This window comes from Prosthecobacter sp. SYSU 5D2 (assembly GCF_039655865.1).
In the GTDB taxonomy this organism is placed as follows: domain Bacteria; phylum Verrucomicrobiota; class Verrucomicrobiia; order Verrucomicrobiales; family Verrucomicrobiaceae; genus Prosthecobacter.
Map to the genome: position 1 here is coordinate 398,472 of NZ_JBBYXL010000005.1, position 20,586 is coordinate 419,057.

At 57.2% G+C, this 20,586-nt stretch carries 9 protein-coding genes; 8 read left to right on the forward strand and 1 reads right to left on the reverse strand.

Annotated features, from left to right (window positions below; genetic code table 11):
• Position 1: 1 nt before the first annotated feature.
• Positions 2–4,282, reverse strand: a complete 4,281-nt coding sequence (locus WJU23_RS10825) for a PVC-type heme-binding CxxCH protein (RefSeq protein ID WP_346332575.1) — start codon at positions 4,280–4,282, stop codon at positions 2–4.
• Between the two features lie 216 nt (positions 4,283–4,498).
• Here WJU23_RS10825 and WJU23_RS10830 point away from each other — a divergent pair, with 216 nt between their 5' ends.
• From WJU23_RS10830 to WJU23_RS10865, 8 genes are all read left to right on the forward strand, one after another.
• Entirely contained in the window at positions 4,499–5,980 is a 1,482-nt protein-coding gene (locus WJU23_RS10830; protein WP_346332576.1) for a tyrosine-type recombinase/integrase, read from the forward strand.
• A gap of 289 nt (positions 5,981–6,269) precedes the next feature.
• Positions 6,270–6,779 carry a BrxE family protein gene (locus WJU23_RS10835; protein WP_346332577.1) on the forward strand — a complete coding sequence of 170 codons (510 nt, stop codon included), beginning with the start codon at positions 6,270–6,272 and terminating at the stop codon, positions 6,777–6,779.
• Positions 6,776–7,570, forward strand: a complete 795-nt coding sequence (locus WJU23_RS10840) for a BrxA family protein (RefSeq protein ID WP_346332578.1) — start codon at positions 6,776–6,778, stop codon at positions 7,568–7,570. The genes WJU23_RS10835 and WJU23_RS10840 overlap by 4 nt, the downstream gene beginning before the upstream one ends.
• The gene (locus WJU23_RS10845) at positions 7,554–8,129 is read left to right on the forward strand and encodes a BREX protein BrxB domain-containing protein (RefSeq protein WP_346332579.1); all 576 of its coding nucleotides are present in this window, start codon (positions 7,554–7,556) and stop codon (positions 8,127–8,129) included. The genes WJU23_RS10840 and WJU23_RS10845 overlap by 17 nt, the downstream gene beginning before the upstream one ends.
• A 9-nt stretch (positions 8,130–8,138) precedes the next feature.
• A complete protein-coding gene (gene brxC / locus WJU23_RS10850; protein ID WP_346332580.1) occupies positions 8,139–11,765 on the forward strand; it encodes a BREX system P-loop protein BrxC in 3,627 nt (1,208 codons plus the stop codon).
• A gap of 7 nt (positions 11,766–11,772) precedes the next feature.
• Complete coding sequence (gene pglX, locus WJU23_RS10855) at positions 11,773–16,194, forward strand: BREX-1 system adenine-specific DNA-methyltransferase PglX (RefSeq protein ID WP_346332581.1); 4,422 nt, start codon at positions 11,773–11,775, stop codon at positions 16,192–16,194.
• Positions 16,191–18,011 carry a DUF262 domain-containing protein gene (locus tag WJU23_RS10860; protein WP_346332582.1) on the forward strand — a complete coding sequence of 607 codons (1,821 nt, stop codon included), beginning with the start codon at positions 16,191–16,193 and terminating at the stop codon, positions 18,009–18,011. The genes pglX and WJU23_RS10860 overlap by 4 nt, the downstream gene beginning before the upstream one ends.
• Before the next feature lie 29 nt (positions 18,012–18,040).
• The gene (locus WJU23_RS10865) at positions 18,041–20,554 is read left to right on the forward strand and encodes a DEAD/DEAH box helicase (RefSeq protein ID WP_346332583.1); all 2,514 of its coding nucleotides are present in this window, start codon (positions 18,041–18,043) and stop codon (positions 20,552–20,554) included.
• Positions 20,555–20,586: the final 32 nt, after the last annotated feature.

Genomic DNA, 20,586 nt, shown 5'->3' on the forward strand with positions numbered 1-20,586 from the left:
CTCAGTTCTTCATCGGGTGCTCTTTCAGCAGTTCCTCGGTGGTGTAAAACTGCAGGCGGCCGGCGTTGGCATCGCGGATGGCTTTGACCTGGGCGGGCTGGATGGCATCGCCTTTGTTACCAAAGCTGTTGCGGACGAAGGTGAGCACGGCGGCCATTTCATCGTCCTTCAGCATGCCGGCGAAGGGAGTCATGGGGACCTGGCCGTCATACTTCTTGCCGTTGACCTCCAGTGGGCCCATGAGGCCATACATGGCCAGCTTGATGAGGCGGTCGGGATCGCCCTGCACCCACGGGCTGTTTTCCACGGAAGGGAAGGCGGGGTCCAGGCCTTTGCCGTTGGCCTGATGGCAGGTCACGCAGTGGCCTTCGCGGTGGTAGATCTTCTCCCCTGCGACGAACTGCTTCCTGGCGGCACCTTTCAAATGAGCGGGGACCGGCGCGGCAGCAAACTCGGGCTTCTCCACTTCCACCACGCCGGCCAGGCGGTCGGCGGCGGTTTTGGCGGCGTTTTCGCTCCACACATCCAGAGGTTTGGCGGCGGCAATGGCGACGATCTTTTTGGCGGCGGCCACATCCGGGATCCAGGAGGCGGCAACGATGGCCTCCAGGCGCACGCGGCCATGCTCATCCGCGGCGGCTTTTTCCAGCAAAGCGGCGTGATCGGCGATGCGGTGGTGGTTATAACGCAGCACGCGGACGGCGGCTGCGCGGGCGTGGAAATCCTTGGCCTCCAGCATCTGGCGCAGCAGCGCTTCATCCGTTTCATTCATGCCCCAGGTGGTCCAGAGGGCTTCCAGGACGTGGTGCTCATAACGGGCGTCATTCTTGTCCAGCGCTGCCACCCAGGCCTTCACGGCGGGCAGCACCTCGCTGACCGGATGGCTGCGGATCTCGCGGCGGCTGCGGTAGCGGGTGCGCAGTTCTGGTTCCTTTAAATTGTCCAGCAGCGTGGCGAGCGGTGCGCCTTCGATCTGAGCGGGTTTGACGAGCGGGCGGCCTGGGTAGGTGATGCGATAGACGCGGCCATGCACGTGGTCGCGCAGGGGATCTCGCGCATTGTGCTGCATGTGGCCGACCAGTACGTTATGCCAGTCAATGACGTAGAGGGAGCCGTCCGGGGCAAACTCCAGGTCCACCGGGCGGAAGTTACCGTCGCTGCTCTTCAGCAGGTCCTGGCGGTAGGTGGTCTTCCAGCCGGTGCCGTCATCCACAATCTGGTGCTGCTTGATGCCGAGGTAACCAATGGCATTGGCGAGGATGATATCGCCCTGGACTTCATCCGGGAAGTGGCGGGAGGAAACGATCTCCAGACCAGAGGTGGGGCGCACTTTGTGCTCCGTCGGAATGAGATCCGGCGTGGAGGGTGTTTTGCTGCCAAAGGCGGGCTTGACCGAGACGGGCAGCATCCAGTTCATGCTGGTGCCGGAGGTGTGCAGGAAGAAATCCTGGCCCCACTGGTCAAAGACCGCGCCCCAGGGATTCGGGATGGCGAGCTGGGCGGTGCGCTCCAGCAGACCGCGCTGCGGGCTGTAGCGGAAGAAACCACCGTCCACACAGCGCACTGGGCCATGAGGTGTCTCGATGTTGGAATGCAGGAAGACACCCTCGCACATGATGAAGGCACCACTGGGATCCGCCGTGTAGGCGCTGATGGCGTGGTGCGTATCGTGGGTATCGAATCCGCCAAGGATGATCTCCATGCTGTCGGCCTTGTCATCGCCATTGGTGTCGCGAAGCAAGACCAGATTCGGTTCCTGGGAAACATACACGCCTTCCGGGGCGAACTCGAAGCCGATGGGCAGATGCAGCTTGTCGGCGAAGACGGTTTCCTTATCCGCCTTGCCATCGCCATCGGTGTCCTCATAAATGAGCAGCTTGTCATCCGGCAGCGCATCGCCCGGTTTGTAATGGGGATAAGTGGGCATCGTGGCCACCCAAAGACGGCCTTTGTCATCAAAAGAAAGCTGCATCGGGTTGGCCAGATTCGGGAACTCCTTCTCACTGGCAAACAGCTCCACTTTATACCCTTCCGGCACCGTCAGGGATTTCACCGCATCGTCACCATAAAGGTATTCGGTACTGCCGTTCTTCACGCTCGGCTGGTAGTTGGTGGGCACGTCCGGCAGCTTGTGGGTCTTGCTGTCGTCCACGGCCAGATCGGTCTTTTTGGCGGCGGCCACCTCATGGATGAGGTTGTCGCGCAGCGCGGCCATTTCGCGCGTTTTCTTGATTTCGTCCGGGTAGTTCTGCGGGCCGAAGGGGTTATACCGCTGGCCGTGGGCATGCACGCCGTTGACGATGTTGTAATCGTTGTTCCAGAACCAGTCCTTGTCCTTCACTGCCTGATGCACCAGCGCGGGATCCGCCTTGGAAACGCGGGATTGATGGCCGTATAGGCCCGTCGCCAGGAGGTCGGCGATCTGGGTATAACCTTCGTCATTGGGGATAAAGCCGCCGGTGGTCAGCGGCTGCTCCGTCTTGGCATAGAGCGCCTTGGTCGGGGAGAACAGGTCAATGAAAGTCAGACCGTGTTTTTTGGCCACCGTTTCCACCGCTGCCGAATACAGGATCAGATTGGCATTCTCCTTTTGGCCATTGGGCAGGTCGCGGCTGGCGGACAGGTCCTCATAGGCGATGGGGGAGACGAGCACCACCCGTGGAGCGGCCTTGCCGTTGTACGCCTTGCTCAGCGTGTGCTGCACCCAGGCATCCAGTTCCGCTTCGAAGTTGCCGACTTTGCTGGGGCCATCAAAGGATTCGTTATACCCAAAAAAGGCCACGATGGTATCCGCCTGCAAGTGCGTGAGCCACTGGTCCGGTGTGGCGTAGAAGCCCTTGCCACGATGGATCTGCTTGTCGGGATGAAACTTCTCCGCGCCTGGGAAGGCCCACTGGGAGACACGTGACGGATGCGGGCGGAAGCCGGGTGTATCACCCACATGGCCCATGTTGCGGAAGAACAGGTTCTGGTCGGGATAGCGCAGGTGCAGTTCCGTCTCGATGCGGCTGTAATACACATCCCGCTCGGCGAGGCCGTTGCCAATGAGCACGATGCGCTCGCCATCCACAGGCGGGGTCACATTCTGGGCGCGCTTGGCAGTGGCCGTAGGCGGCTCAATCTTCGGCTGGTGGGGCCCGCCGTCGCCGCTGTTGTCCGGGCGGATGCGCTCGCCCTGGGCATCCACCGGCGGGGTCTTGGCGGCAGTTTTCTTCGCCTCGGCCTTTTTGGCGGCATTGTTTTTGGGCCGGTCTTTTTTGGCGTTGCCTGGCTTTTTCAGGGCCGGTGCCAGGCCGGTGGACGGGCTTTTGCCCAGACCGTAGTCGCTTGGTTTACGGTTCAGTTTTTTATAATGTTCGCCACCGTTGTTGCCATAAAAAGTCGGCTGAAAAGGATCCACATAACCCGCATCCGCCTTCTCCGGCACCTTGCTGCCCACCAGATGGTAAGCCGCATTCACCACCAGACGGCGCAGGTCTTCATCGGCAAAGTCCACGGAGGCACCCAGGGTGGTGCAGAAGGATTTGCCCTTCGTCTTGCCATCCGGCGCGGTGTATTCATACAGCCAGGCCAGCGGCATCATGGGGCTGTTTTTCACTCCGGTGACGGCCTTGGAAGCCGGGTCCAGCGATTCGGTGACCGCGCCACGCAGCAGCACCTTGGCGACCTTTTCATCCAGATTGGCGATGCCATAGACATCCGTGGTGGCAAAGATTTCGCCCACGCCATTGAGCACCTCATGGGTTTTGTTTGCCTCGACAACCTGGCTGCGAGTGCCTTCCACCTTGTGCTTGCCATGATGGTTCACCCATTTTTCACCCAGGATCTTCAGGCCGAACTCGGCCCATTTAAAATCCCCCGTCGCCGCCGCACCCGTGAAGGCATGGGTGGCCGTGCGGAAGCCGATGACCGGCTTGCCCGAATTCAGGTAATTCGCGAAATGAACAAGCTGGTCATCCGGAAGCTGGCGGAAGCGCGAGCCAATGATGAGCAGGTCCGCCGAGGCCAGGGAAGCCGTGCCAGGAATGTTCTTCTGAAAATTGGGATCAATGTAGCCGCCGTCCGGATTGATGGAAAACAGGACGGTGCACTCGAAGCCGTGCTTCTGGCTGAGGATCTTGGCCAGCATCGGGCAGGTCTCCTCCGTGCGGTATTCCTCATCCCCGGCCACCAGGACGATCTTTTTGCCATTGGCAGTTCCAGGTTTGGCCGGCAGATGCAGCCAGTCCGCACCGAGCACGGAAGAGCTAAAAAGGGCAAGGGTGAGTAAGAGAAGCTTCATGGTTGGAAAAACAGGCAGGGATGGATATACCGCACCAGCCATCTAAACCGGACAACTTTTTCTTTCTTGCCGGAAGATTCCCATTGTCAGCCTGTTTGGCTGACTCACTCAATCCATCAAAACTAAAGCTGGAGCCGAGAGTCGGATTTGAACCGACGACCTGATGATTACAAATTCATTAATTGAATTTTAGCTCCTGATCGCTTATGATCCTTTGTGATCACTTCTAGCCAAGCAAACAAAGGGGACGCAGAGCTTTCTGACACTATCGGAAGTGATCAGAAAAGATCAAGAGTGAGCAAAAAAAGTGCACGGAAAACGCACGGTGGATTTGCCAAAGGTGATGTTCGCTATTGGCAGTCTCGCGTGCGCAAAGAGGATTCGTCTGATTATAGCATCCAGATTGCCTACCACGGGCAGCGCAGCCGGTTCCCTCTGGAAACGCCCAACAAAGACGCTGCCGCCAAGAAGGCCGTGGCGATCTACCAGCACCTTCGTGCAAGCGGCTGGGAAGCCACCATTGCCAAATACAAGCCAGGCACCGTCAAACCGGTCAAAGGCTCCACGGTTGGGGAACTGCTGACCGCTGTCGCTGAACTGGCGAATGTGCGTCCTGTCACCCTACGGAGCTATCAAGCGACCTTCAGGCGCATCGTAGCCGATGTCGAGGGCATTGAGGCCAATGCTGGGCGTTTCGCCCGCACTGGAGACGGGAGAGCCTCATGGCTGGCGGCTGTGGATGCGGTGCCTTTGGCCAACCTCACCCCTGACAAGATTGAGGCCTGGAAGCTGCGCTATGTGAGGAGCCGTGCAAAAAAGGATGAAACTCAAGCCCGTGCATCGAAAAACAGCGCCAACTCGCTGATCCGAATGGGCAAAGGCCTTTTCGCCAAACGCTTGCTGCGATTGGTGACAAACCGGGTGATTTTACCCTCCCCGCTTCCCTTTGACGGGGTTGATCTCTTCCCACGCCAGTCCATGCGCTATGTATCGACGATGGACGTGGATAAGCTGCTCACTTCCGCCCGTGACGAGTTGGCGGTAAACGACCCAGAAGCATTCAAAGCTTTCCTCCTGGGCATGTTCGGCGGCCTGAGGAGAAACGAAGCTGACAAGATACGCTGGACCTCCGTGGATTTTGACACTGGTGTCATTCGCGTTGAATCGCAGTCGGATTTCGCCCCAAAAGCAGAAACTAGCCTCGACGATGTGCCCCTGGATGCCGAAGTCACTGCCATCCTTCGAGGATTAAGAGCGAGGGAACCCGACGCCATCTATGTCCTGGCGGCAGATGTCCCCAAACGAAAGTTCAAAACTCCACCGCCCTTAAAAAAGGACTCAACGGACAAGCTCAATTGGGCCAAATATCGCGCCAACGCCACTTTTACGCGGCTGACCACTTGGCTACGCGCCAATGGTGTCAAAGCCCGGACACCGCTGCATACCCTCAGGAAAGAGGCAGGTTCCCTGATCGCCGAGAAAGAAGGCATCTTCGCCGCCTCTCGCTTCCTACGACATGCGGATGTGGCCATCACTGCACAGCACTACGCAGCGCAAAAGAAAAGGGTGACGGTGGGACTCGGATCAATGATGCTCCCCGCCGGCAAAAACATTCTGCCTTTCCAGAACGATTCCGCACAGGCCGAGCCTGCTCGCAAACGGACTCAGCCAGCAAGGCGCGAGGTGTCTGCGAGGTAAGACGGCGCTGAAGCGAGTTCCTCCAAGCGGTTTACCTGCGGCCAGAGGGTGATGCGGGGTCCTTTTGGACCCCGGAAAGCTGTTGCGCATCGACGTTCGGTGGCGGGGCTCTCCTGGACCTCAGGAGAAAGCTGTTCTCTGCCGGGCTGAATCCTACAAACACATGCCAGAAGGTGGCGGGTATATAATATTCTTCCTCATCAATCTAGAGGGTGAGCTTATCCCACCTTGACTTGCAAACCCTGCAATGAGAGGTGCAGGCGTTCGACACAGCTAAAGCCATTTGAGCATGACACACCAAGCCATTCACCACCTCGTCTTCCTCCGATTTGCGGTTGGGTTTCTTGGCCAAAAAGGCCATGGAACCTGGTGGGACTGCAGTTTCCTCTCCGAAGCGGGACTGGATTCACTCGCTTACAATTTCTCAAGAGCACCCCTCGCGGCTGCCTATTCAGCTACTTGCATGGCAGCCAAGCGATTCCATGACGAGCGCATTGGACGCACCGGCGTCACCCATCTCTTCCGTTTTGATCCAGACCTGGAAATATTGGTTCAGCGTGCTGCAAACCACGAAGGCGCGCAGGTCCTGAAGCCTTTTTTGTTCAATGCTGGCGCATTGATGTCCGAATTGGCCAGAATAGCTAAAACTGAGATCGACAGCCCAGAGGGCCCGGTTCAGGTGGGAACGCTTGCACAGGCCGGCACGGAGCGTGGCATTATCGAGCTTGCCCGTCACTACCACGCAGCGTTTAAATTCGGTCACCGAATTTTCCCGTATTTTGCAGCCCAGCGCACATGAGCGTGTCTACCCCTTCCCGTTACAATACCAATCTTTCCAAAGCTCAGGGAATGGTCCCTGAGACGCTTGAGCTTTTGAGGCTCTGGGAGCCTGGCATGACGGCAGTGGATTTGAAGGCTCTGGTGAAAGAGACTGGGGCTCTGGACCGAGCTACCGACACGCGGCTTACCGATGTGGTCACTCGTGGATTCGCCCAACGCTATCTGGTAGAGGATGGGAAACCAGCCAAATGGCTCAAACATCTCGTCCAATCAGATGTCAATCGCTCCGTGCTGCGCCAGATCAGTTTGATCTACACAGCTAGGCACAACATCATCCTTCATGATTTCATCACCAGTGTGTACTGGCGCAAAGCCACCTCCGGCACCGGGGAAGTGACCAAATCCGACACGAGAGACTTTCTGGAACGTGCCGTTCTGCTGGGCCACATCGCGCCTCGTTGGGCGGACAGCATGATGGAGCGTGTAACCCGCTACTTGCTGGGAACATTGGAAGATTTTCAAATGATTGGAGAAAACCGTTATGGCCGTAGGCACGCCACGCCGCCCAGTATCTTGGGGGAGACGGTCCTGTTCCTTGCTTACGAGCTGCACTTCCGCCAAGTGGAGGACCGGGACATCCCCCGGCATACGGACTGGGCTCTCTTTGGATTGATGCCCCCGGCCGTGATTACTCTGCTGGAACGCGAAGCATCAAAAGACCATCTGCAGGTTCAAAATGCCGGCCAGATTCTCCGGATCGAATGGAAATACCCCGACATGATTCACGCCCTCAATGCAATCGCTCACTGAAAAATTCAACGAACTGCGCCAGCACCTCAAGGGTGGCATCAGCTCTATGAAACACACCGGCTTCGACCCGGTATATTATCTCGTCTTCCCTGCCGAGGAGATGCTTCACGCCAAGCAGGCGCTCCCGCAGATTCTAGCGCAACTGAAACTCGACGGATTCCACCCGCGTGTCCTTTCGATGACGCGAATGCTCAATGAATGGTTTCGTAGGCACAAGTTGCGCAAGGCATGGCAGGCAGGTCTGAGCAGTTCGGAGAACGACAGGCAGCAGTTCAAATCGACCTTTTCCAACAAGCTCGAAAAAGAGCGCGTGGTCGTAGACGCAATTCTAAAAGAACTGGAAGAACTCAAGAGCGATTCCCACGGACTGCTCTTGATCACAGATTTGGAAGCCCTTCATCCGTTCCTCCACATCAGTGGCATTGAGCAGCAGCTCACAGGACGCTTTTGCGTGCCCACCGTTGTTTTCTACCCAGGCACTCGTGGCGGTTCCCAAAGTCTTCGATTCCTTGGCATCCATAAGGAAAACGGCAATTACCGATCCATCCACATAGGCTGATCCTTCCGCATGAAAATCATTCGCGACCTATTCGACCAGACCCGCCCGATTGACCGGCAAATTGTTGCCGTTATTAACTACGCAGCCGATGCGGAAAACCTGCTCATGCAGGAAATCAGTGAGTATGAAATCACCGACAGTCTCGCCCGCCATTACGAGCGTTTCATGATCAGCCTGGATGCCGGTTTCAAAGGAGACGGCAGCCACGAAGTTGGCGTGTGGGTGTCAGGTTTCTATGGATCGGGTAAAAGCTCATTCACCAAGTATTTGGGGTTTGCCCTCGATCCACGCCGGCGCATCGGCTCGGAGCCCTTCCTGACTTACCTCCAAAATCAGTTTCCTAGTCAGGCGTTGCGCTCACAGCTCGGCACGCTCGCGAAGAACTTCCCGGCCACGGTCATCATGATCGACCTCGCTTCCGTGGCATCGGCTGATGCTGCCAGCTTGGGCGTATCCCGCCTCGTCTATCACAAGGTGCTGGAATGGGCAGGCTACTCGAAGGACGAAAAGATCGCTCTCCTGGAACTCATGATTGAGCGCGATGGACTCAGGGACAAGTTCGTTAAGTTGCTCAATGAGGAAGGCTTTGAGTGGAAGGAGTTGCAGGACGATCTCCTGGCTGCAAACTCCATTGTCAGCCGGGTGGCTTGTAAACTCTACCCCAAGCTTTGGAAGGACGAGGCCAGCTTCTCTCGTGTAAAAGTCGATTCGATCTATGGCGAGAATGAACGGCTGAAACAGATGCTTGATCTCATCGAGCGCCGCACCAAAAACCGGCGTGTTCTCTTCATTCTCGACGAAGTCGGCCAGTTCATTGAGGGCACGGACCGGCTGATTCTGAACATCCAGGGTTTCGCGGAAAACCTCAAGAACATTGGCCGTGGACAGGCCTGGATCATTGCCACCGCGCAACAGACCCTCCCCATGGCAGGGCCGTTGTTCAAGCTCAAGGACCGCTTCCCTGATCCTCTGCGCATCGACATCGAGTCCACCGACATCCGGGAGATCACTTATCGCCGTCTGCTCAAGAAGTCCCCGGAGGCAGTAGCGCTCCTCAAAAAACGCTTCAACGAGCACTCTGGCGCGATCACCTCGGCCACGCAGTTGAAGAACACCAAGCATCTTCAGACACATCTGGATGCGGATGTTTTCGCCCGGCTTTATCCGTTCCTGCCGCAGCATTTCAATATCCTCATGGAGTTGTTGCGCAGTCTGGCCAGATCCACCGGCGGCATTGGCCTCCGTTCCACGCTCAAAGTGATTCAGGACGTGCTCGTGGACATCAAAGGCCAGCAGGCCGGCGTCCACCTCGCCGACCGTCCCGTGGGCACGTTGGCTACTGCGGACATCTTTTTCGACACGCTGCGTTCAGATCTTGAACGTGCGAATCGTCCCTTGGTTGAGACGGTGGCCAAAGTTGGCACCGCTTACGGTCAGGGCTCCGTGCATCACCGGGTGGCAAAGACCGTTGCCGTTCTGCAATTCGTCGAAGGTTTTCCCATCAGCACGCACAATGCCGCTGCAATGCTGCACGCTTCCGCCAGCGCCACGCCTGAGCACGAAGCCGTGGAGAAGGCGGTCAAGGACATGCTGGAGGACAAGGAACTTCCCCTCGAAATCATCGACGGCTCACTGCGCTTCATGAGTGAGGCCGTGTCTCATATCCTCACGGAACAGAGTACGCTCAGGCCATCGACCAATGATCAACTCACCATCTTAAACGAAATCTTGCGTGAGCAAATCTTCAGTCCAGAGCCAAGTGCTCGATTGGAAAACACCAAGAACGTCAAGGCGCAGGTGAAGCTCCTTCACGGCACCATGCCCGTCGCGGTGACGCACAGCAAAGAGGACCTTGAAATTCACTTGGAATTGGCACCCGCCGCTGAGACCACCACCCGCACCACGGATCGGCTGAATGACTCCCGCATTCCGTCGAATCGTAATGTTCTCTACCTGCTCGGCGAGGATTCGCACACGATTGGTGACATCATCACCCGCATCTATCGATGTGAAGAAATCCATCGCCGGCACCGCACCGAGGCCGCCGAAAAGGAAGTGTCGCAGTTCATCGTCGCTCAAAAGAACCGTGCCGATCAGCTCAAGCGTGATCTTGACACTGCCTTGCAGAACGCCTTTCTGAAAGGCTCCTTCATCTTCCGGGGCACTAACATCGCCGTCAGCACACGAGGCACTGAGTTGCGTCATGCGTGCAATGCACAGCTAAGCCTGATGGCTGCCGAAGTATTTCCCTCCTACAAGCACGCCCCCCAGAATCTGGACACCAACATCGCGGAGAAGCTTCTGCTGGCTCCCGATCTCTCTGTCATCTCGTCAGGCATTGATCCCTTGGGCATTGTCGAAAAAGCCGGCAACGCCACCAAGGTTCGTCTCGATCATCCGGCCCTCGTTGCCATCCTCGACTACCTGCGCACACGCGGCGAAGTCGATGGCAAAAAGTTAATCGACGACTTCAACCGTGCTCCTTACGGCTGGTTCAAGGACACCACTCGCTACATCGTTTCGGGTCTTCTCATCTCCCAGGCCATTCGAATCAAGGTCGGCAGCCAATGGCTGGAGGCTGTAGGCCCAAAAGCCATCGAAGCCCTGAAGAACAACAACACCTTTGCGAAGATCGACATCGCCACCAACGACAAGCAGATCCCGCAAGAGACGCTGAATCGTGCCGCCAAGCGTTTGCTAGATCTGACGGGTGATAAGGTGCTGCCAATGGCTCCAAAGATCAGCCAGGCGGTGCTAAAGCACTTCCCGTCATTCCGCAACGAATATGCATCCCTGGCTGTGGAGCTGACTTCCTCCAGTCTCCCGGGAGCGGACCGCGCTCAGTCTTTGTCCAAGCAGTTGTCACAGATCCTCGACCGCGACGCATCGGATGCGCCAGTCACACTCGGGGCCGAGCAATCCACGCTCGTTGATAACCTTGCGTGGGCTCGCGAGGTCCGGGCATCCTTGAGTGACGGTCTTGGAAACGATGCCAAGGAAGCCTCGTCCTTGTCCAATGCCATCGCCTCGCTTCCGAAGGTGGGCACTCTGGAGAAGCTGGCATCGTCCACTTCCTCCATTCGGGATGAGCTTCAGGAATGCCTGAACCGGGAGGACTTCTTCCATGCGGCGTCGGACATCCGCAATCGTCTCACCTCCCTGCGTCAGCATGTGAAGGCTGCCGCTGGTGAGCTGGTTAAGGAAATTGAAAACCACGTTGCCAGCCAGCGTGATTCCATCACCAGCATGGAGGAGTGGACTGGCCTGCCTGAAGAAGATCGTGCAGAGTTCTCGTCACGTCTCGACGGACTGGTGCTTCCAAAGTCGCAGGACATTGCAGGCATCAGCCAGTTGCTGAATCGGCGCATGGAAATCGATGCGGCCATCACCCAGGTTCGTAGCGCCGTCATCGAGCGTCACAGGAAGTGGCAGGAGGAGCAGAATCGTCCCCCGACACCCGAACCTGAAACTCCCGGTGAAAAGCCCAAGCCCAAACCCGCTCTCAAGGTACGCCTGCGTCGCCACTACACTTCCACGGATCAGCCAGCTTTGGAGAAGGCCGTTGGCGAGCTCACTTCCGGCCTCGCTTCATTGAAGGCCCAGACCGCTTCCGAGATCACCCTTGACCTCGACTAATTCCTTCATGGCCTTCGACCAAAAAACCCGCAACCTCCTCCAGCGCACCGTCAGCGCCTGCCGCAATCTGCTGGACACCGAATTCGCCGCCCAGCGCCGCAGCATCTTCGGCATCAATGACGACGGCACCGCCGCTCCGTTGGAGACACTGAGCCATTTGTCGGATGAAGACATGCAGACGGCCAGGCTCCTGCGTGATCGCTTGGATCACCTCGTCGCCGGCCTGGTGTCTCAGGGCAAAAAGGAAGCCAAGGCGCGGAAGGAAGCGGTGGGTCGAGTCACCCGCGAACAAGCCTTCACCGTGCTAAACCGCCTGGCAGCTTTGCGCATGTCAGAGGAGCGGGAGATTGTGCTGGAGTGCGTGCGCCAGGGCACCGCTTCGGAGGGATTTCAACTGTTCATGCAAAGCGCTGGCGGGGCCTTGGGCGGCAACTTCGAGTCCTACCGTGCCTACCTCTTCCTGCTGTTTGACGAGCTGGCCATCGATCTCGGCGTCCTCTTCAGCCGCTGGGACCCTGCCGGCCTGCTTTTTCCACGTCAGGAAGCCCTAGAAGCCGTGCTGCGCGAACTCAACGGCACTGGCACCGCTGCGACCCGTGAGGATATCACTCCCGAGGCTTTTAATGCCATCTGGGCTGAGGACGAAACCATTGGCTGGATCTACCAATACTATAACGATACCGAAGAACGTGCCCTTATGCGGGATCCTAAACGCGGAGGTTCCGCCGCCCCGCGCAACAGCCGCGAGTTGGCCGTCCGCAACCAGTTCTTCACCCCGCGCTACGTGGTCGAGTTCCTCACCGACAACACGCTGGGGCGCATCTGGTATGAGATGACGCAGGGCATCACCACGCTCATAGGGCAGTGCCGCTACCTCGTCCGCCGCCCGAACGAAATCTTCCTCCAGCCGGGCGAAACCGCCCCAGAACAGCCAAAGCAGGACAACCTCTCCCAAGAAGACCTGCTCCGCGCGCCCCTCTTCATCCCCCACCGCCCGCTCAAGGACCCGCGCACCATCCTCATGCTCGATCCCGCGTGCGGCTCGATGCACTTCGGCCTCTACGCCTTCGACCTGTTCGAGGTCATCTACGAAGAAGCGTGGGCGCTGGAGGAAAAGCTCGGCGCGGACGCCCTGAGCCGGCCGCCGGGGATGAAATCCCTGCACGCCACCTATGCCGGCAAGGACGCCTTCCTGAAAGACGTGCCCCGCCTCATCATCGAGCACAACCTCCACGGCATCGACATCGACCCGCGCTGCGCCCAGATCGCCGGCCTCTCCCTCTGGCTGCGGGCGCAGCGGGCCTGGAAAGACATGGGCCTTGCGCCTGCGCAACGCCCGGCCATCAAACGCTCGAACATCGTCTGCGCCGAGCCGATGCCCGGCGAGAAGGCGCTGCTGCGCGAATTCGTCGAGCGCGAGTTCCCAGCAGCGGAACGCGCCGTCTGCCTGCGGCTGCTGGAGGCCATCTTCGACAAAATGCAACTGGCCGGCGAGGCCGGCTCGCTGCTCAAGATCGAGGAGGAAATCCGCAGCGCCATCGAGGACGCCCGCGAGGCGTGGCAGAATCTCGCCACCAAACCGCCGGAGCTGTTCACCACCACGGAACTGAACCAAATCTCCACCGCTCCCGAACTGACCGGAATGGAACAGGCCGTCTCTTCCCTGACCTCCGACTCCCTACACCTGACCACCGACTTCTGGGAGCGCATCGAGGAACGCATCTACGCCGCCCTGCGCGACTACGCCGAGCAGGCCGAGAACGGCGGCGGCTTCCAGCGCCGGCTCTTTGCCGAGGACGCCGCGCGGGGCTTCGCCTTCATTGATGTCTGCCGCAAACGCTACGACGTGGTAGAAATGAATCCACCATTCGGAGAAGTGCCTATTAATGCACGCGACTACATCGGCGACTCATATGTTGAATCTAAGAGCGATATCGGAATGGCCTTTGTTAATTGTTTCACTGCAAGGCTCGACCAGCATGGCCGTTTGGGTGCGATAACCAGCCGGATGTTCGTCGCAAATGAGATGCTCGAAACTTGGCGTGATGCCTATCTATTAGGTGCGACATCTGGTTTGAATTGCTTGCTCGATTTGGGATACGGAGTTCTTGACGGTGCAAAGGTAGAGGCGGCGGCGTTTGTAATCGACCGTGGGAATACCCAATGCTCTCAATCAACCTTCGTGCGGGTTCTTGACTCCCCCGACAAGGAAACAGCCACGACTGAACTGCTCGTAGGCGGCGGGCGTGTCCGTGGAGGTTGCATTTTCTACCATCAATTAGACAGCTTTCACGCACTACCCGGTCACGTGTTGGCTTACCAACTTCCGCTTTCATTAGCTCGTCGAGTTACAGGCGGAGTTAATCTCACTGCTTTGGGAGGAAAGGCTGTGGTCGGATTGCAGCCCAGTGACAACTTTCGCTTTGTGCGGCTCGCATGGGAAATACCCTCCGAGGGAGTTGGTAGAGGTGCTGCCTGGACCTATTACGCCAAGGGAGGAGAATACCAGCCCTATTGGGATGACATCCATTTGGTTGTGAACTGGGCCAGCAATGGGGCAGAGATTCGGAACTTTGTTGATGAGAACGGGAAGATTCGCTCGCGACCACAAAACCTACCGTATTATTTCAATGCCGGCGTGACATGGCCTGAACGCACGTCGAGCGATTTCTCACCAAGAGTGCTTCCGGAAGGGTGTATTTTCAGCGTCGTTGGCCTAGGTATATTCTGCGGGACAGCGAATCTAAACCTCGCCTATATTGCAGGAGCATACTCGCGAGCGTTCAAGTTAATTATTGATGCTGTGTATGGCTCTGGAGATGCGTCTTCACCGGGAGCCATGGGGACACACTATCGGTCTGGCGTTCTCGAAATGCTTCCGGCTCCGTTATGGGCGGGTGCGGATGGGATTAGAGAACACGCACTGCGTCTTGTGAGCGATGGATTGAGGCTTTTCGAAAGTGATGAAACGTCGCGATACTTCTCATGTGGTGCAGCCGCCGGTAGACTGATCCGTCAGCATGTTGATGTTGAGATCGTAGAAGCATCAGCGCGATTGTCCCGGATGATCGACGATCATGCGGTAGTGGACGCCAAGGTGCTTGATGAGCTTGGTTTCGATGAAACTGACCGGGGGACTGTCAATGCCTTGGTCGGCCCTCACCCCGGCTCATACGTAAAGACCATTCTCCCAGAGGACATCGCCCATGTAGAAGTCCTGTGGAAATTATCGGAATCTGATCTCATCCGAGTGGCCACGTCGAAACACGGCGCTCGCCGTCAATTGACGATGAAGTCATATGCTGCGAATCGGCGTTATGAATTGGTTGCCCACGCCTTAGAGATTGATGCGCGGAATGTCGCCGAAGTTGTTGCAGAGCATTTGTTCCGAGAGCCGGACATGGAGGCTGGGGTTGCTGCCCGTATTGTGTCTTGGCTCGTAGGCAGCGCCTTCGGCCGCTGGGACATCCGGTATGCGACGGGCGAGCAGGCCGCGCCGGAGTTGCCCGACCCGTTTGCGCCTTTGCCGGTATGTCCGCCCGGCCAGTTGCAGAACGCGCAGGGCTTGCCCGCCTGCCCGGAGGAAGTGCCCGCCGCGTATCCCGTCCGCATCCCGTGGGACGGCATCCTCGTGGATGACCCGAATCATCCGCTGGACATCGAGCACCGCGTCCGCGAGGTCATTGAAATCATCTGGAGTAGCCAAGAGGGCGGCCCAACTGCCGAAGCCATCGAACACGAAGCCTGCGAAATCCTCGACGTGAAATCGTTACGCGACTATTTTCGCAAGCCCGCCGGCTTCTTCGCCGATCACCTGAAACGCTATTCCAAGAGCCGCCGGCAAGCGCCCATCTACTGGCCGCTGTCCACCGCCTCCGGCAGCTACACGCTCTGGATCTATTACCACCGCCTCACGCCGGACACGCTCTACAAGTGCCTCCAGCAGTTCGTGGAGCCGAAGATCAAGGATGTGGAGCAGGACATCCACCGCCTCCGCACCATGCTCAGCTCCGACGAAGGCGGCAGCAAGGAACGCGAACAACTGAAGAACGCCGAAACCCTCCTCAACGAGCTGAAGGAGATGCACGTCGAACTGAGCCTATGGGCACCCAAATGGAAACCCAACCTCAACGACGGCGTCCTCATCACCGCCTGCCCTCTCTGGAAACTCTTCCGCCTGCCTAAGTGGCGCAAAGACCTCGAAACCTGTTGGAAAGAACTGGAAATGGGCAGCTACGATTGGGCTCACCTCGCTCTCACTATCCGCCCCAGAGAGGTCCGGGAAAAATGTAAAACAGATCGCTCCCTAGCCATCGCCCACGAATTGGAGGAGCTTTGCGAGGTGAAGGCGCGTGAGCCGAAGAAGAGGGCCGCGAAGAAGACGGCAAAGAAGAAAAGCAAATCTAGTGAACAGGAGGACCTGCTGTGACTCCCAACCTAGCCGCAGTCGAGAGTCCAGGAACCGTTCAAACCTCAGAGTTTGAGTCCCTCAGCATTTATGAGGTCATCGGGCGGTTAAACAGCTCGCAACAGCGCCCGCTTTACCTGCCCGCCATCCAAAGACGATTCGTCTGGGGCATGGCACAGATTTGCGAGCTGTTTGACTCAATGATGCGCGGTTATCCGATTGGGACTTTCCTGTTCTGGGAAGTGGCTGACGAGCTGCGAAACGACTACGCTTTTTACGAGTTCATCCGCGACTACAACGAACACGCGGACCATCGTGCCAACCGCACGGCCCCACGCACCCTGCCACCAGGACTGACTGGGGTGCTAGATGGTCAACAGCGTCTCAATTCCATGTATGTGGCGCTACAAGGAAGTTATTCGGCTTTCATCGGCGGCCAGGGGAACTTCAGGGCTCGATTGGATAGTTTTCCACGCCGTGAATTTCATCTGAATGTCTTCTTTGCCCCGGCTGAAGACGATAAGCAGCATTACCAATTCCGGTTCCTCACCGAGTGGGAGAGTTCACCTGTGCGCTTTGATGCGAAGCATTATTGGTTCCCTGTGTCGGCCATTTATCATTCTACCTGTCAGCAAGAGGTGGAACGGCAATGGATGCATTATGTCACCAAGACTGGCACCCGAGATAAATTAACAGAGAATCAGAGTGAAAAGGCAATCTCAACGCTGGAGTTATTGCGGCGGCGCATTCGTGACGAAAAGCTCATTACGTATTTCCCAATTCGTCAGCGGGACCTGACTGAAGCCTTGCAGATTTTCATCCGCGCAAACAACGGAGGCACCACAGTCACGGATGCGCAGATGATCTTCTCCACCATCATCGCCCATTGGCAGGAAGGCAGAGCCAGGATTGAGGCGTTAAGAGACTCTATCAATGACCTGGGAAACGGATTTCAGTTCGAGATCACCCACATCATGCTGGCCTGTCTGGCGCTCTCCGGCTGCCCGATCCGCCTGCGAATTGAGTCCTTCAAGCCCGCTCATGTGGATACGATCCGGGAATGTTGGCCGGCGATCTGCGAGACTCTACAGGCAGCCGCCAACATGGCCGTTCGATGGGGGCTGTCAGGCAATCACGGAATTCGTCAGCATTCAATCATAGCACTCGCCATCCTTCTGAGAGCGGGAGTTAAGACACCAGCCTCTGATGATCACCTTCGATTGTTTGTGCTCCGATCTCTTGTTTGTGAGCTTTATAGACGGCCCGAACGCACGCTGGCACTTGTCCAAGAGTACGCTGATGATCATTTGGCTTTAGGCTCCGTATTCGTGCTCGACCACTTTGAATCCGTCTTTGAGCTTCCCTCTGGGCAGGGATTGGGAATAACGCCAGAGGACTTGGAAAAGCTGCTGACCATCCACATTGGAGATTCAAGGACCTATGTTCTTCTGACACTTCTGCATCATCATCATGCGGTGCATCAGCACGCCTTTCAGAAAGATCACATTCACCCAAGCTCCCGTTTCGCAGATTTAAAGGAATTCAAACTGGGCAGTGAAGGTGAAGCACTTTGGCACCAATGGAAGGATCAGCTCCCCAACATTCAGTTGCTTCAGGAAGGTGAAAACAACTACAAGCGGGCCAAGGCATTCAAGGATTGGCTTCCGATCTACCTTCCCAATTCCGAGGCTCAGAAGGCCTATCTAGCTCAGAACGACATACCCGCTGACGTCAGCCTCGATTTCGTGGATTTCGAATCCTTCTTCAACCGCCGCAAGGAAAGGCTCCGCCAGCGACTTAAAAACCTACTAGGAGTGTCCGCTGTAAACGAGTCTTGAATGCTTCTGCATGTTCTGTCTATACCTCTATGTCTAACCTCAATACCATCCTCTCCGATCTAGGCATCACCGTCGCGCAGGCCGTGACTATTACTGGAAGACAAGCAGTGACGCTGCCAGTCCCAGCACTTTTGCACGAGAGTGTGAAGCAACGTCTCAGCGAAGCTTTCCCCGATGGTCTTTACAGCCATCAGGCCAATGCCCTCGCCTCGGTGCTGAATGGGCAGGATGTGTGTCTAGCCACCTCGACAGCTTCGGGGAAGAGCTTGGTCTTCATGGCGGCGGCAGCGAATCTGGCTCTGTCGGACTCGAGGGCATTGACCATCGCCGTCTATCCCGCGCGGGCTTTGGTTCAAGATCAGCTGGAGAAGTGGCAGTCCTTCTGCACTCCCCTAGGTGTGCGGGTTGGCCAGATCGATGGCAGCGTGCAGGTCGCCCAGCGGGCATCCATCCTAACGGACTCCCATGTTGTGGTTATGACGCCGGATGTGATTCATGCTTGGTTGATGAATCATTCGGGGGAGAACGCTGCCAATTTAGGACGCTTGCGCTTGGTGGTTCTCGACGAGGCCCATTCCTACAATGGCGTGTTTGGCACTAACATGGCCTACTTGTTCCGCCGGCTTTCGGTGCTTACCCCGCCTTTTCAAGTCATCGTCTCGACTGCGACTATCGGTGAGCCTGAGTCCTTCATCCGTGAGATAACAGGTCGCGAAGTCACCATCTACAAACGCGAGGACGAAGGCTCCCAGATTCCTGAGAAGCGGATCGTGCTCAGCCGGATCGGAGGACAGGGATCATTTGACCGTTTAGCGACGCTGCTGCGCACTTTGGCGAACACGTATGAGGGGCGATTTCTTGCTTTTGCTGATTCTAGGAAAGTCGTCGAGCGTCTGACTGCGGCAGCGCACCGCAGTCCGAACGTGGCCAATTCACCGGTCACGGGACAGGATGATGACGATGAACCGGAGATTTCGATTCCGGGCATTCTGATGCCCTATCGGGCTGGATATGAGGCAGCAGATCGCTCGGAAATTCAGTCAGCCCTAGCCAATGGCCACCTTCGCGGGGTGGTATCGACCAGCGCGCTCGAACTCGGCGTGGACATCGGTGACATCGACTTGGTGGTGCTGCTCAATACGCCGCCCTCGGTCCAAGCCTTCTGGCAACGATTTGGCCGTGCCGGACGCCGATCCCGGCCAGGTGAATGTCTGCTGCTTGATGACACAGGCACCATCGGTTCAGGTGCAGATGGACTGGCTGGGTATCTTGGCAAACCAGCCGAGAGAAACTATCTGTATCTGGGCAATCGATACGTCCAATACACAAACGCATTGAGCGCAGCGAGAGAGATACAGGAAGGCGGCGGCAAGCTAGAAACATGGCAGCTATTTCCAGGTCTGCCGGCCACCTTTTTGCCGATGTTAACCAACGAAGTGACCCCTACCCAGGTGATCCCTGATGATCTCTACACGCTCAAGCAGCGTGGAGAGAACGGTCCACATCATGAGTTTCCTCTTCGCGGTGGAATGGAAGCGAATTATCAGGTGAAGCGCAGCCCGGATGACATGGACCTTGGCACGCTGAGTATGGCCCAACTCGTTAGAGAAGCCTACCCCGGGGCCATTTACTACTACCGAGCCAACGCCTACCGGATCCGCGAGACGAGGCCAAAGGAGCGGGTGCTGCGTGCCACCAAAGAGAAATTTGGCACCACCAAGCCAACCTCCCTGATCACGGTCTTCCCAAATTTTAGTGCTGGTGGTAAGCGCTGGACATCTCCCGACGGATTCATGCAGGAGTGCGACGTGCAGGTGGCCGAACGGGTCACTGGCTTTACGGAGATCCGGGGCACCGCGTCTACCCCGCATGTTTATGGCATGGGGTCGCCTTGGGCTCAAAGGCCAGTACAACGATTTCTCAAGACCACAGGAGTGATCTGGTGTTTCGGGAACACCGGAGTGATAGCTGAGGCATCAACACGCTACCTAGTGGATGCGTTCTGTCTGACCGAGGGAATTCATGCACGAGACATCGGATTCGGCAGGTTCAGTTCGAACGTATCCCCGCAGGGACCCGGCGATTGCAAAGGTCTGTGCATCTATGACGATGTCGCCGGCGGACTTCGCCTCACAGAACGGCTGGCGGATCACTTCGGGGAGATCGTCGAAACGGCAATCTTACTGGCCAACAACGAAGGGGACATCAACGCGGCGAGCGCACTTCGTGATCTAGCCACCAAAGCGGCTTCACTAAGCCCTGCCCATGTCGTCGCTCCAACTGCCGACTCACCCGTTGGAGATGGGTGGATCACGGTAATAGCACCCGGGGAGACGGCCATACTGCAATCCTCGGCTCAGTCCGCTGAGGTTGTTGTCTTGCGTTATGTTCCAGCTCCAAGCGGACTGAAATATCGACTGAGGCATACAAAGGAAACCGTGGAGTGGACCGTGGATGCAGCGGCGGTTTCACCCATCAATGGACAGACAAGGTTGATCCGCTACAACACCGAGACAGGAGAGGAAGAATCCATCGCATCCTGAGAATCTAAAAGACAGGTCACCACAACCCGGGG